8 protein-coding genes and 3 pseudogenes are annotated in these 14,744 nt (G+C 68.4%); 5 read left to right on the forward strand and 6 right to left on the reverse strand.

Features of this window, described 5'->3' with window-relative positions; all coding sequences use genetic code 11:
• Positions 1–131: 131 nt before the first annotated feature.
• Together AC5P09_RS42300 and AC5P09_RS42305 are read right to left on the reverse strand one after the other, a co-directional pair.
• Positions 132–606 (reverse strand): annotated as a pseudogene (locus AC5P09_RS42300) (TetR/AcrR family transcriptional regulator); the annotation flags it as partial.
• Between the two features lie 668 nt (positions 607–1,274).
• Positions 1,275–1,775 (reverse strand): PaaI family thioesterase, encoded by a 501-nt coding sequence (locus AC5P09_RS42305; protein ID WP_493879018.1) that lies wholly within the window; start codon positions 1,773–1,775, stop codon positions 1,275–1,277.
• Between the two features lie 113 nt (positions 1,776–1,888).
• Between AC5P09_RS42305 and AC5P09_RS42310 the strand changes: the two genes are divergently transcribed.
• A complete protein-coding gene (locus AC5P09_RS42310) occupies positions 1,889–2,356 on the forward strand; it encodes a winged helix-turn-helix transcriptional regulator (RefSeq protein WP_493879019.1) in 468 nt (155 codons plus the stop codon).
• Between the two features lie 703 nt (positions 2,357–3,059).
• On the opposite strand, the gene AC5P09_RS42315 is transcribed toward AC5P09_RS42310, so the two are convergent.
• The 4 genes from AC5P09_RS42315 to AC5P09_RS42330 all read right to left on the reverse strand — a co-directional run bounded on the left by AC5P09_RS42315 (position 3,060) and on the right by AC5P09_RS42330 (position 7,202).
• On the reverse strand, positions 3,060–4,178 hold the full coding sequence (locus tag AC5P09_RS42315) for an AMP-binding protein (RefSeq protein ID WP_493879020.1): 1,119 nt from the start codon (positions 4,176–4,178) through the stop codon (positions 3,060–3,062).
• Positions 4,121–4,564 (reverse strand): AMP-binding protein, encoded by a 444-nt coding sequence (locus AC5P09_RS42320; protein WP_493879021.1) that lies wholly within the window; start codon positions 4,562–4,564, stop codon positions 4,121–4,123. The genes AC5P09_RS42315 and AC5P09_RS42320 overlap by 58 nt, the downstream gene beginning before the upstream one ends.
• A gap of 393 nt (positions 4,565–4,957) precedes the next feature.
• Positions 4,958–5,968: an enoyl-CoA hydratase/isomerase family protein gene (locus AC5P09_RS42325; RefSeq protein WP_493879022.1), complete on the reverse strand. Its 1,011-nt coding sequence runs from the start codon at positions 5,966–5,968 to the stop codon at positions 4,958–4,960.
• A gap of 73 nt (positions 5,969–6,041) precedes the next feature.
• The gene (locus tag AC5P09_RS42330; protein WP_493879023.1) at positions 6,042–7,202 is read right to left on the reverse strand and encodes an iron-containing alcohol dehydrogenase; all 1,161 of its coding nucleotides are present in this window, start codon (positions 7,200–7,202) and stop codon (positions 6,042–6,044) included.
• Between the two features lie 123 nt (positions 7,203–7,325).
• Between AC5P09_RS42330 and AC5P09_RS42335 the strand changes: the two genes are divergently transcribed.
• From AC5P09_RS42335 to AC5P09_RS42350, 4 genes and pseudogenes are all read left to right on the forward strand, one after another.
• Entirely contained in the window at positions 7,326–8,237 is a 912-nt protein-coding gene (locus AC5P09_RS42335; RefSeq protein ID WP_493879024.1) for an alpha/beta hydrolase, read from the forward strand.
• A 189-nt stretch (positions 8,238–8,426) separates the two neighbouring features.
• On the forward strand, positions 8,427–10,316 hold the full coding sequence (locus AC5P09_RS42340; RefSeq protein WP_493879025.1) for a propionyl-CoA synthetase: 1,890 nt from the start codon (positions 8,427–8,429) through the stop codon (positions 10,314–10,316).
• Between the two features lie 94 nt (positions 10,317–10,410).
• Positions 10,411–12,600: pseudogene (locus AC5P09_RS42345) on the forward strand (ATP-binding SpoIIE family protein phosphatase).
• An 866-nt stretch (positions 12,601–13,466) separates the two neighbouring features.
• A pseudogene (locus AC5P09_RS42350) lies at positions 13,467–14,744 on the forward strand (pectate lyase family protein); the annotation flags it as partial.

Raw genomic sequence — 14,744 nt, forward strand, 5'->3', positions numbered from 1 at the left:
AGCCGCAACCGTGTGGCGGTCGACCTCCGCCAGGCGCTGAGCGAGGGCATTCAGCCGAGCCCGGATGCGACAACCGTTCCGCGCGTCCGGGCATGGCCACTCGCTGACTCATGAAGTGGCCCCCGACCTCGCAGGCCGAGGAGGCTGAGCGCCTTCACGCGTGCGGAGGACGGGTCCTCGGGCGCGATGCGGGCGGCAATGCCGTCGATGAGGATCAGCACGCCATCGGTGTACGCCTGCCTGGTTGTGTCGGTGCAGCGCCCGATCTCGTCGAGCAGAGCGGCGTTGGGGCAGCCGTCGCCAAGGCTGCCGCGGTGCTGGGGCGACAGGTACCCGCGCACAATCTGCTCGAGTCCGGCACGGCCGGGTGCGGCCCGCGCGACGACCTCCTCGGCCTGCGCCTTCAACTGGTCGGCGATTGCCGTGGTGACGAGGTCGTCTTTGGATTCGAAGTGAGAGTAGAAGGCCCCATTGGTCAGCCCCGCGTCCTTCATGAGCGTCGAGACCCCGGAGCCGTCGATACCGTCTTGTTTGAACCGGCGGCCCGCCACCTCGATGATCCGCCGCCTCGTCTCCGAACTTGTGCTCTTTTCCGTACCGCCCCACAGCACACGCTCCTTCGCCGGCCGGAAGGACCGGTTGCCCTTCACCGACTTCGCCAGCCTATTGTATTGCGAACATAATCCAAAGAGTCGACAGCGGTGACGGGCGAGCATCGGGCTTTCATCAGGGACGGCTACACGGTCCCGGCATCTGAACTCGCCCTCGTAGGTGAGGCTCATGGTGTCGGCCGACACCATGAGCCTCACCTACCTGCACATAGGCCACGGCGACGACGACGAACCGCTCCACGCCCTCCGCAAGCTCTGGCCGACCACACTGCTCCTCAACCGGCCCGGCGCCGACCTCGCCACCCGCGCCAAGGACATCGAAGACGGCCTCGCGGACGTCATCACCGTCGACACCATGGCACTCGCCAACCCTGACCTCGTCGAGCGCGTACGCGCCAACGCCCCCCACACACACCCGACCCCAACACCTTCTACGGTGGCGGCGCAGCCGGCTACACCCGCCACCCCGTCCACGCCGCTTGATCAGAGCACCCGGCGCCCGACGGAAACGTCTCCCCGGGCGCCCAAGCGTGGCCGCGACACGCACCAACCAGCCTCACAGTCGACTAGTCACCCAGGGGCAGCGGGCCGCCGTCGAGTGGAATATCGATGCACTCACTGTCGCCCCGGCTGCCCCACGGACCGAGGGCCCTGTCTTCGGAGTCACACCCGAGGGGCGGGTACCGGGAAGAGCATGCAGCTACTGGTGGCGTGGGCGAGGAGACGGTCTTTCGCGTCGACCAACTGAGCCTGGGCCAGGGCGGTTTGGCGGCCCTTGCTGACGACCGTGCCGAGGGCGCGCACTGGGCCCGTGTCCACGGTGACCCGTCGCAGGAACTTCACGGTCAGGTCGAGCGAGGTGTACGCCATGCCCTGCGGGAGGAGGGACTGGACTGCGCAGCCCGCCGCCGAGTCGAGCAGGGTGGCGAAGATGCCGCCGTGCACGCTGCCGATCGGGTTGTAGTGCTCCTCCCCCGGTGTCAGCGAGAAGACCGCCCTGCCGGGCTCCACCTCGTCCAGGGCGAAGTCGACGGTGTGGCTGATCGGCGCCCTCGGCAGCCGCCCCGCCTGCACCTCGCGCAGGAAGTCGATGCCGGCCATACGCCCGGCGGCCTCCGCTGAGATCGCGGGATCGTCCCAGTGATACGTACGCGTTCGCCCCACGGTCCAGCGCCCTTCCCAGACTCCCAGCTGACTCCCAGCTGACTTTTTCAAGTGAAGCTAGACTTTTGATCGCCTGACTGTCAATGGCGAAGCCAGGCCCTTACGATGGCGGGATGGAGTGGCTTGAGGCGAGCACGGAGAACTGCCCCGTCCAGCGCACGCTCGACGTGATCGGGGAGAAATGGACGCTGCTGATCCTGCGTGACGCCGTCAACGGAGTCCGCCGCTTCGACGACTTCCACCGCCACATCGGCCTGTCGGAGGCCGTCCTCAGCGACCGCCTCCGCAAGCTGACCTCGGCCGGCATCCTCAAGACCGTCCCCTACCGGGAGCCCGGCAGCCGCTCCCGCAACGAATACCGCCTGACCCGCAAGGGCTGGGACCTATGGCCCGTCCTGATGGCGCTGAGTCAGTGGGGCGAGGCGCACACCCTCGGTTCCGAGGGTCCTCTACTGGACGTCCGCCACACCGAGTGCGACGCCCCGGTCCGCGTCGTCGTCGAGTGCTCCGCGGAACACACCACCCTCACTCCCCGTGAAGTCACCGCCCGGCTGGGAACAGGCGCCCGCCTCCGGTCGTGAGCCATCGACCTCGCGGTCGCGGGCCGGACGGCGCCTGAGGGACAACGGCGGCGGAGTTGGACCGCGCGATGGGGCGCACCGTGCTCGTGATCTCCGACCAGCCACCACGCCGACGTCCTCCCCTGGGTGCCTTGCGCCCCATGCCGGCCGTGAAGAGCGGAGTCTCGCGCTGGTTGTGGGCGTCGGTCGCGGCCTGCTGTTGCCCGGCGACGTCGATCGACGGCATGCGGTGCGGACCGGGACAGGTGCTCCGTGGCGGGATGTGCACGAGCGGTACGGGCCTTGAACCGGGTCTACGACTGGAGAGAAGGGGAGTCGAACACGAAGCCAGTCTTGCCGTCCGGCCGCCGTTGCGAGGCTATGGGATTGCGTCCCAAGGTTCCGGTCAGTGCCGATGGTGTGCGGGTGGTCGAACGTGCCGGAGCACGGTTGCTGGCGGATCTCGCTGAACCCACCGATCTGAGTGCCGCGTACTCCACTGCTCTCAGATCGCTTCGGCCGCGCGGGACCGGACGTGATCCGGGCCGGGTTGCTACCGGCCCCGGCGGTCATGCTTGCCGACGGCGGCGGTCCGGGGTGTTGCGCTTGTCGGCGAGTGCCTTGCTCCACGCGGACTTCATGATCCGGTTCGGCAGCACTTGACCGTCCCGAAGCGACCGACGTGCTCAGGTGAGTTCGCGTTTGAGGATCTTGCCCGTGGGGTTCAAGGGCAGCTCATCGACGAACTGGATGATGCGCGGATACTTGTACGCGGCGAACCGCTCCTTCGCCCAGGCGCGGCGAACCGCTCCTTCGCCCAGGCGGCGAGCTCCTCCTCGGTCGTGCCGCTCCCGGCCTTCTTCACCACGACGGCCTTGATCTCCTGACCGTGGGACTTGTGCGGTACGCCGATGACGGCGACCAGTGAGACGGCCGGGTGCTCCATGAGCACTTCCTCGATCTCGCGCGGGTAGACGTTGAAGCCGCCGCGGATGATCATGTCTTTGGCTCGGTCGACGATGCAGTAGAAGCCGTCCTCGTCCTTGCGGGCGAGGTCGCCGGAGCGGAACCAGCCCTCCCTGATCGCCTCGGTCGTCTCCTGGGGCCGCTTGTAGTAACCCTTCATGGCGTTGTGCCCCTTGATCACGATCTCCCCGATCGCGTCGGGGCCGCCCTCGACCTCGGACCAGTCGTCGCGGATCAACTTCATCTCCACGCCCGGGATCGGCACTCCGATCGACCCGACGCGGGGCTCCTCTCCGAACCGGGAGAAGGAGGCGGCCTGGGAGGTCTCGGACAGACCGTATCCCTCGAGGATCGTGACGCCGAAGCGGTCCTTGAACTGCTTGTGGATCTCGGCGGGCAGCGCTGAGCCACCGGCCACCGCCACGCGCAGGTTCGTGGCCAGGCGGGCGACGTCGACCGTGTCGTCGAGGGCCGCGAGAAGACCCCAGTACATCGTCGGGACGCCGGCGAGGAGCGTCACGTCGTGGTCGAGCATGAGGCGCAGGGTTGCCCGCGCCTCGAATCTCGGCTGCATCACGATCGTGCCGCCGAAGGCGAGCGCGCCGTTCTGGCTCACGGACTGGCCGAAGGCATGGAACAGCGGCAACGCGCACAGGTACGTGTCGGGGCGCGAGGGATCTGCGGCGAACAGGTCGATGCCGGCGAGCGCGTTGTCGTACACGTTGCGGTGACGCAACTCCGCGCCCTTGGGCCGGCCGGTCGTGCCGGAGGTGTAGAGGACCACCGCGGTGTCGTCGTCGCGTTCGACCGTCTGGAACGTCACCGGCTGCTCGGTGACGGCCGCGGCGTCGACTCCGGCGTCCCGTCCCCGGCCCACTGCGCGTCACCGCGCTCGATCAGGAAGAACTCGCTGCAGCCCTCGGTGGCCTGGAAGCCCTCCCACGCGGTCTGCCCGATCGGCAACTCCGGCGTGCCTTCGAACGCGAAATACGCCTTCGCGTCGGAGTCGGTGAGGTGGTAGGCAACCTCGCGAGCCTTCAACAGCACGTTCAGCGGCACGACCGCCGCCCCGGCCTTGAGAATGCCGAAGTAGACGCTGGTGAAGTGGGGCAGGTTGGGGCAGGACAGTGCGACCTTGTCACCCGGCTGGATGCCGCGCGAGACGAGCAGGTTCGCGACCCGGTTGGCCGCGGCGTCGAGAGCTCGGTACGTAATGCGGTCGTCACCGAAGACGATCGCGGTGCGCTCCGGGTAGAGGGACACGGAATGAAGCCGCCGTCGTGGTCGGCCGTCCCGACCGTCGCCTGCAGGACCGGGGCTACGCCAGACACGCCGACCCGCGCCGTGGTCAGGCTCCCGCACCCGTTGCGTGTCAGGAGTGTGATCACGGCGGACGAACTGCCACGCCTGAGCGAGCCCGCCCAGGCGGAGAGGCGAGGATTCAGCGGGTCGGGCGAGACGCACCGACGGCTCGCAGCTCTCGACGCTCATGACGGACGTATGACTGACTCATAGCGCCTTCCGCTCCCGTTGCCGTGACAACCTGGTCGGCGAGGCCCGCGCTCCCGTCTCGTTGAGGCGCGCCCCTCCTGCACGACCAGCGCCTTGCGCGAGGCAGTGTCCTGCTCACGGCGGACATGCTCACGGTGGACATGCTCAGGACGGCAACGTCCGTCCTCCGAGCGACGCACGTTGCCAGTTGGGAGTGCGGTCCTTGTCAACCAGGGCAGCACGAACCCCCTCCAGGAAGTCCGGCGTGCGGATGGTCGTGCGCGTGAGGGCGAGTTCGGTGCGGAGGCACTCGCGCAATGTGTGCTGCCTGCCCTGGGCCAGCAGGGCGTGAGTGATCTCCAGGCTCTGCGGCGAGGCGGACTCCAGGGCGACCAGCGCGGCTGCCGCCCAGGGGGTGTCAAGGTGGCGCAGGCGTTTCTCGATCTCGCCGAGGGATGGCGCGCCGAACGCCCAGTCCACGTCCCCGCGTACCTCCGCCAGTCCGCTCTCCGCCACCGGGGAACGGCCGGCGAGGCGGTTCAGGACCACGTCCACAGGGTCGCCGTGGTTGTCTGCCAGGGCATCCCCGACCCCCTCGAGCCCGTCCGCGGGAACGAAGTGCGTGGCCAGCCCCGTGTACAGGGCGTCGGCCGTGTCGAGCCGATGCCCCGTCAGTCCCAGGTACATGCCAATCGCGCCGGGCAGCCTCGGCAGGAAGTAGCTTGCCCCGACATCCGGGAAGAACCCGATCCCGGTCTCGGGCATCGCCAGCACCGCGCGCTCGGTGACGACGCGGAAGCTGCCGTGGACGGACAGACCGAGGCCGCCGCCCATGCACAGGCCGTCGATGAGCGACACGACCGGCACGGGAAATTCGGCGATCCGGGCGTTGAGCCGGTACTCGGAGGCGAAGAACCTCTCACTGGCCTCGGCATCGTCGGCGAGGCTGTGCTCGCGGATCGTGCGGATGTCTCCACCGGCGCAGAACGCCTTCGTGCTGGTACTGGCAAGCACCACAGCGGACAGCGGTGTGTGCTCCCACTCGGCGAGCACACGGTCGATGGCGACGACCATGCCTGTCGTCAGGGCGTTGAGCGCCTTGGGGCGGTTCAGCAGGATGCGGCCGACGCCCCGGTGGACGTCGGCGAGAATCTCGACCGCAGCGGTATCAGTCATCGGTCGTCATCTCATCATCTCGTCATCCGCGGACCTGGCTGTCGTGGCCATGACGTTCCTCACTCGCCGGGTGTCAGGCGTAGATCTGCGCGTAGAGATCCTGGATCTCGTCCGCGGTGGGTGCGACGGGGTTGTTGGCTGGGGATCCGGACGTGAGCGCCTGCTCGGCCATGAGGGGCAACAGGCGGAACCACTCGTCCTTGTCGATGCCGTGGGCTTGGGGGGTGGGCACCTCAAGATCCTGGCACAGGGTGCGGAGCGCCTCCACGAGCCTATCGGCGGCCACGGCGTCGCTGTCGCCGTCGGTGGCGGCTCCGAGGGCGCCGGCGCAGTCGGCGTACCGCCTCTCGGCGGCGAGCACGGAGAACGCTGTCACCGCGGGGAAGAGCATCGCGTTCGACAGACCGTGGGCGACGTGGAAGTGAGCGCCGATCGGGCGGCTCATGCCGTGCACGAGCGCCACGCTGGAGTTGGAGAAGGCGATGCCGGCCTGGGTCGCGGCGAGCATCATCGCCTCGCGAGCCTCATGGTCTCCCCCGTCGGCGTAGACGCGGCGAAGGTGATGGCCGATGGCCCGGATGGCGTTCAGGGCAAGGCCGTCGGAGAACGGATTGGCCTTGCGGCTCACGTACGCCTCGACGGCATGAGTGAGCGCGTCGACGCCGGTGTCGGCGGTCAGCCGAGGCGGCATCGACAGGGTCAGTTCGAAGTCGACGACGGCGGCGACCGGCAGGAACGCCGGCCCCGGACAGAGCATCTTCTCGTCCGTGGCACTGTCGGTGATGATGGTGAACTGGGTCGCCTCCGAGCCACTGCCCGCGGTCGTCGGGACCGCGATCACCGGAAGCGCCGGGCCGAGGTTGGTGTGCGGGGCCTTGTAGTCCCGCATCTGCCCGCCCTGGACGCCCAGCAGGCCGAGGGCCTTGGCGGTGTCCACCGGACTGCCGCCGCCGAACCCGATCACCGAGTCCGCCCCGTGCTCCCGCAGCACTGTCAGACCCGCGTCGAGCGAGTCGGTCGTCGGATCCGGGACGGTGCCGGCGAACAGGTGCGGCCGCAGTCCGGCATCGCTCAGCGTCGCCATCAGTCGCTCCGCCGCACCGGTCCCGGCGAGGAACGCGTCCGTCACCAGCAGGGGGCGATGCAGGCCGAGTCCTCGGACGACGTCGCCCAGCTCACCGACGGCGCCGCCGCCGACGCGCGGGATCCGCGGGAGGGAAATGCGGGCAACCAAGGGGTGGTTTCACCCTCACCTGAGTTTACTTTCTTACACTCAACCAATGGCGTCATGGCCAGCACATCAAACCGGCTGCCGCGAGGGAACCGGCACGGCACCCGCCTGAGAAGGAGCACCACCATGGGAGTAAGCCCAGAGGCACAGCAGTTCGCGGAGTTCCTCGCGGGTGTGAGCGCGAAGTCGTCGACACCCGGCCTCGACCTGGGCATCGTCCGCGACATCGTCGACTCGAACCACAAGGCGTCCACCGAGCCGGAAGGCGTCACCTACGCCGAGGTCGACGCGGGCGGCGTCCCCGCGCTGTGGGCCATCCCCGAGGGCGCCGACCCCGACAAGGCGCTGCTCCACTTCCACTTCGGCGGATCCGTCACCGCCTCCATGCACTCCGACCGTAAGACCGCCGGCCACATCGCCAAGGCGGCCGGCGCCCGCTCCCTCGTCGTGGATTTCCGCCTGGCCCCCGAACACCCCTACCCCGCGCAGCTCGACGACGCCGAGACGGCCTACCGGTGGCTGCTCGCCCAGGGCTACCAGCCGCGCAACATCGGCAGCACCGGCCACTCGATCGGAGGCACCCTCGCGGTCATGCTGCCGCTGCGCCTGCTCGCCAAGGGCGAGGCCACCCCCGGCGCGATCGTCAGCGTCTCGCCGTGGACCGACCTCACCATCCAGAACGCCTCGGTGGACGAGAACGAAGACAACGACAAGATGCTCAGCCGGGGCACCCTCGAACTCTTCCGAGGAGCCTGGCTGCAGGACCCCTCGGTGGACTTCACCGACCCCGCGATCAGCATCGCGAACGCCGATCTGACCGGCCTGCCCCCGACCACCGTCCACTACGGGGAGTACGAGACCCTCGCCGACGACGGCGCCCAGCTCGGCCGCCGCCTTGCGGACTTCAAGGTCACCTCCGAGGTCCACCCGATGCCCGAAGGCCAGCACTCCTTCGTCCTGGGCGCCGGGCGCGTACCCGAGGTGGACCAGGCGATCCAGCAGATGGGTCAGTGGCTCCGTAAGCACCTCGGCGCGTGAACAGCAGCTGCACCTGACAGCGAGGTGGCGTCTGCCGGCCAGACCGCCGCACCACCGCGATGCCGGTGACCGGTCCGCCGGTCTCCGGCATCCTGCTCGACCATGCCGGGCGGCATGCGGTACTTGTGTCCGACACTGTTTCCGCACGCAGCACCACCACCGTCCCGCGATGCCACAAAGGAGTGCGCGATGGGAGCGTACGAGGATGTCTTCCGTGCCAGTACCGAGGACCCGGAGAGCTTCTGGCTGAAGGCGGCTGAGGGCATCGACTGGGATGTCAGTCCGCAACGCGCCCTGGACTCCTCGGGCGCCCCCTTCTACCGCTGGTTTCCCGACGGGCGGCTCAACGTCTGTTTCAACGCGCTCGACCGGCACGTCGAGGCCGGCCGCGGCGAACAACCCGCGCTCGTCTATGACTCCCCCGTGACCGACACCCGCCGCACCTACACCTACGCACAGCTGAGGAACGAGGTGGCGGCCTTCGCCGGAGCGCTCGCACAGCTCGGAGTGGAGCACGGTGACCGGGTGGTGATCTACATGCCGATGGTCCCCGAGGCAGCGGTCGCGATGCTGGCCTGCGCACGCATCGGCGCGGTCCACTCGGTCGTCTTCGGCGGATTCGCCCCGCGCGAGCTCGCCCTCCGCATCGATGACGCGGCCCCCAAGGTGATCGTCTCAGCCTCCTGCGGCATCGAGGGCAAGCGGGTCATCGCGTACAAGCCGCTGCTCGACCGGGCCATCGAACTCGCGGTCCACAAGCCGGAGAAGAGCGTGATCCTGCAACGCCCGCAGGAGTCGGCTGCTTTGGGGCCGGACGATCTCGACTGGGCCGAGCTGGTCGCCGCCGCATCGCCGGCCGACTGCGTTCCCGTCCCCGCCACCGATCCCCTCTACATCCTCTACACGTCCGGAACGACCGGAAAACCCAAGGGAGTCGTGCGTGACTGCGGCGGCTACGCGGTCGCGCTGAACTGGTCGATGGGCGCCGTGTACGACGTGGGCCCGGGCGAGACGATGTTCACCGGCTCCGACGTCGGCTGGGTCGTCGGGCACTCGTACATCGTCTACGCGCCCCTGCTGGCCGGCGCGACGACGGTCCTGTACGAGGGCAAGCCGGTCGGCACTCCGGACGCGGGCCAGTTCTGGCGCGTCGCCGCCGAGTACCGGGCCAAGACCATGTTCACGGCGCCCACCGCCTTCCGGGCCATCCGCAAGGAGGACCCAACGGGGACACTCACCGCCGACTACGACCTCTCCCACCTGCGCTATCTCTTCCTCGCCGGCGAGCGCCTCGACCCCGAGACGTATCACTGGGCGAGTGCCCTGCTGGGCGTCCCGGTGATCGACCACTGGTGGCAGACCGAGACGGGCTGGCCCATCGTCGCCAACCCTGTGGGCATCGAGGCCGCTCCCCTCAAGCCCGGCTCCCCCACCCGCGCGCTGCCGGGCTGGGACGTCCGCGTCCTCGACCCTTCGGGCGAGCCGGTGCCCGCGGGTGTCGACGGTGCGATCGTGGTGAAGCTGCCCCTGCCGCCCGGCGCACTCCCCACGCTCTGGAACGACGACGACCGCTACGTCGCCTCCTATCTCTCCGCCTATGACGGCTACTACCTCACCGGCGACAGCGGCCACCTCGACGACGACGGCTACGTCTTCGTCATGGGCCGCACCGACGACGTCATCAACGTCGCCGGTCACCGGCTGTCCACCGGCAGCATGGAAGAGGCCCTGGCCGCCCACCCCGACGTCGCCGAATGCGCCGTCATCGGGGTCGCCGACCAACTCAAGGGTCAGATCCCGCGCGGCTTCGTCGTCCTGAAAGCAGGAAGCAACCGCGAACCGAGCGAGGTCGAGGCCGAACTCGTCCGACTCGTACGCGAACGCATCGGCGCCGTCGCGTCCCTCAAGGACGTCACGGTCGTCGCCGCCCTGCCCAAGACCCGCTCGGGCAAGATCCTGCGCAAGACCATGCGCGGCATCGCCGATGGCCATGACGAACCCATCCCCTCCACGGTGGACGACCCGGGCGTCATCGAGACGCTGCGCCCGGTCCTCCGCCGCGCCGGTCACACCCCGTGAACGGCTGACAGCGCCCTGGCCGACGGTGGGCGAGCGCGTCCACCGGACTCCGCGTGGCACAGCCCGTCGGCCAGGGCGGCGATACCTTTTGATTATGGGAACCGACGCCCATGGCTTCCTCAGCGATCTCGCTCGGGGCCTCGCACCCCGAGCGGATCAATTGAGCGACGTGGTGCTGCAACACCTGCTCAGCGAGCTTCCCGAGGTGTGGAAGTACGAGGACATCGCAGCCGTGGCGCCGGTGGCGTTGTCCGAACACATCGCCGCCGTCCTGGATTTCCTGGAGCGCGTCCTTGATATGACCAAGGTCAGGACGCCACCCGCCGCCATCGAGTTCGCCTGTCGACTCGCTGAGCACGGGGTGCCGATCAGCCAGCTCCTTCGCGTCTATCGGCTCGTCCACGCGGGTCTGCTTGATCAGCTCTACGCAGAGACAACCCGTGTCGCCGGGTCCCAACAGCTGATCAACGAGGCGACGGTCATCCTGAGCGCGATGGGCTTCGAGTACGTCGATCGCACGGCGGAACAGGCTGTAGCGGCCTACCAGAGGGAACGCGACCGCTGGCTGCAACGACGGCTGATCGTGATCAACGAGGCCGGGACACGGATCGGGACCACCCTGGACACCACCCGCACCGCGCAGGAACTGGCGGACGTCGGTGCCGACCACCTCGCCGACCTCGTCACCGTCGACCTCCTTTGCTCCGCCCTCCAGGAGGAGTGGACGTACCCCGTGGGCGATCCTGCGACGCTCCGCCGCATCGCCCACGCTGTCTCGGACAGCTGCCCTGACCCGGCAGTCGCCACAGGGCAGACGCACACCTACCCGGAAGAATCGGAGCCGGCTCGCGTACTGGCCACCGGACAACCGTTCCGGCTCGGCATCACCGCCGACGACATGCCCCCATGGCTGGCGATGTCGGCGGACCACGAGCTCGCCCTGCGCCCCTTGGGCCTGCGCTCCATGCTCCTGGTCCCGCTGTGGGCCCGCGGAAGCCCGCTGGGACTCGCACAGTTCGTCCGCCGTCAAACGGCGGAGCCCTTCGATGACGACGAGCTGCTGCTCGCCCAGGAGATCGCGTCCAGAGCGGCGGTGAACATCGACAACGCCCGTCGCTATACCCAGGAGCGTTCCACCGCTCTCACCCTCCAACGCAGCCTGCTGCAACACCACGTGCCGGAGGAGTCCTCCGTCGAGACGGCATCGCGCTACCTGCCCAGCGGATCACGAGCGGGCGTGGGGGGCGACTGGTTCGACGTGATACCGCTCTCCGGAGCCCGCGTCGCTCTCGTCGTGGGCGACGTGATCGGTCACGGCCTGCATGCCGCGGCCACCATGGGCCACGGACGGCCGTCCGCACCCTGGCGGACATCGACCTGACACCCGACGAACTGCTCACCCACCTCGACGACGTGGTCATCCGGCTGCAGCGCGAGGAGGAACGGGGCACGGACGAGATCAGCGCCACCTGCCTGTACGCGGTCTACGACCCCGCCTCCCGCACCTGCTCCCTGGCCAGCGCCCGGACACCTTCCGCCGGCCGTGGTGACTCCCCCGACCCCTGACGACGATGCCTCCGGATCCGGCGCGGTCGACTTCCCTGAGCTGCCGATCGGCCCACCCCTGGGCCTGGGTGGACTCCCCTTCGAAACCGCCCAGTTCGAACTGTCACCGGGCAGTCGGCTGGTGCTGTTCACCGACGGCCTCGTCCAGAGCCGCTCTCGTGACCTCGAGACCGCCCTCGCACTGCTGCGCGACGTTCTCGCCCGAGCACCGGCGTCCCTCGAGGAGACCTGCGACGAACTGCTCTCCACACTGCTGCCCAGCCGCCCCGCTGACGACGTCGCCCTCCTTGTGGCACAAACCGCAGCTCTTGACGCCGATCACGTCGCCACATGGGACCTCCCCAGCGACCCGACCGTCGTCTCCGAGGCCCGCGTCCACGCATCCGATCAGCTGATCGCCTGGGGTCTGGAAGAACTGGCCTTCACCACCGAGCTCGTGGTCAGCGAACTGGTGACGAACGCCATCCGCTACGGCAAGAGCCCCATCCAACTGCGGATGATCCTTCAATCCGCCCTGACGTGCGAAGTGTCCGACGCCAGCAGCACCTCCCCGCACCTGCGCCGCGCCCGGGTCTTCGACGAGGGCGGCCGCGGCCTGCTCCTCGTCGCCCAGCTCACCGAACACTGGGGCACGCGGCACAACCGCGAGGGCAAGGTCATCTGGACGGAGCAGCTGATTCCCGTATCTCTTGCCGAAGTGTCGTCCGCAGTGGTGTGAGGTTCTGCGCGAGATGCAGGGGCATGCCGACGGCGATGGGTCCAGTGCCCAGTGCCCGCTGTCGCGAGACGCCCCGCCCAGTGTCACCACTGGCGTCCTTGAGCGCGACGCACGGGCGCGCGTTGTGTCGCGGGCGACGCCCACCGCCCTCAGGGCCCCGCCACGCTGGAGCACTGCCGCCCGGACCCCGCCGCCTGATGCCTCCGAGCGCCACATCGGTAGTCACGTACATCATCCGAGTTCACGTATGGAAACACGGAGGAAAGTCGAGGCCGGTGCCGCCTGGAGAGCTTCATTACGGCGAAAACGGTCCGGCGCGGAAGGCAACCGTTTACAGCAGCAATGACCCAACCGGACACCGGGGCGCCGGGGTCGCGATCGTGGCGCCGTAGCGCTCACCACGACGCGAACCAGCACGCGATTCCCCTCCTCCACGGTCCAGCCTTCCCAGACCCTTGCCACGTCGCCACGGGACCCCTATCGTCGCCGAACAGAAAGCGCTTTCTCGGGACCGGGGACCGTTCCGAGGAGGTCGACCGTCGCGGTGGGCGCCGCGACTTGTGCACGAGCCGCCAGCGATCCGGCACGGGGCTGTCCTGCGACATCGACGTGCCGTCGAACGAAGGGTGCACGTCATGACGAGCAGGCATTTGACCGTCCCTCACGCTCTCCGCGGTGACGGCTTGTTCTGACTTGGGGCCAGTCACGCACGCGTTCCGCAGCCCGGTGATCAAGAAGAAACGCCCCCGAGCCACGCAAGGAGCGACGGGGTGCCCCCTCAGCTCGAATTGACGATCCACCGACAATTCTTCGCCGTGTGCGGCAGCAACTTAAGGCCAGGTCAAACGAAGAATCAGGAGATATCCATGCAAAGAAGAGCCGCCCTACGACTTTCCGCCGCATCAGCGGCGATGGCACTCGCGGCCGGCGTCGGCGTCGTGCTGTCGATGCCGGAGGCATCCGCGGCGACCGGTTCCGCAACCGGTTACGCGACCCAGAACGGTGGTACCACCGGTGGAGCCGGCGGCAAGACAGTGCGGGCCACCACGGGAACCGCGATCCACGCGGCGCTGTGCGGCCGAGCCAGCAGCAGCACGCCGATCATCATCGAGGTCGAGGGAACCATCAACCACGCCAACACCGCCAAGGTGTCGGGCGGGAGCTGCAACACCGCCGCCGGGGTGCTCGAGCTGAAGCAGATCAGCAACGTCACGATCGTCGGCGTGGGCAGCGGAGCCGTTTTCGACCAGCTCGGCATTCACCTCCGTGAGGCCAGCAACATCATCATCCAGAACGTGACGGTCAAGAACGTGAAGAAGTCGGGATCGCCTACTTCCAACGGCGGTGACGCCATCGGCATGGAGAGGGGGGTCCGTAACGTCTGGGTCGATCACACGACCCTGGAGGCGTCGGGCGGGGAGTCGGAAGGGTACGACGGCCTCTTCGACATGAAGGACAACACCCAGTACGTGACGCTGTCGTACAGCATCCTGCGCAACTCCGGACGCGGCGGTCTGGTCGGCTCCAGCGAGAGCGACCTCTCGAACGGGTACATCACCTACCACCACAACCTCTACCAGAACATCGACTCCCGCGCGCCCCTGCTGCGCGGCGGAACGGCCCACATCTACAACAACCACTACGTGAGCCTCAACGAGTCCGGCATCAACTCCCGTGCCGGGGCGCGCGCCAAGGTGGACAACAACTACTTCGAGGACTCCAAGGACGTCCTGGGCACCTTCTACACGGACGCGGCCGGCTACTGGCAGGTCAGCGGAAACGTCTTCGACAACGTGACCTGGTCGAGCCCTGGCACCGAGAACCACCCCGCCGGACCCAACCCGCAGTCCAACACCACGGTCAGCATTCCTTACGGCTACACGCTCGACCCCGCCGCGTGCCTGCCGAACGTCGTGAGCCGCACGGCCGGAGCCGGCAAGGGTCTCCAGGTGTCGAACGGCAACTGCACCGTGTAGGCACCTAGGGGGTGTTTCGAAAGTCCCGCACAGCACCCACGGCGCCCGGCACGCACTCTCGCCGCACCGGCCGAAACCCAAAGTACGTCCGGGCCATCGACGGGGCCTTTCGTCCGGCACGCCGAGAGCACGCACCGGACACCGCGGGCACCGCACAGGACTTTCGAA

Source organism: Streptomyces sp. a15, from assembly GCF_059026085.1.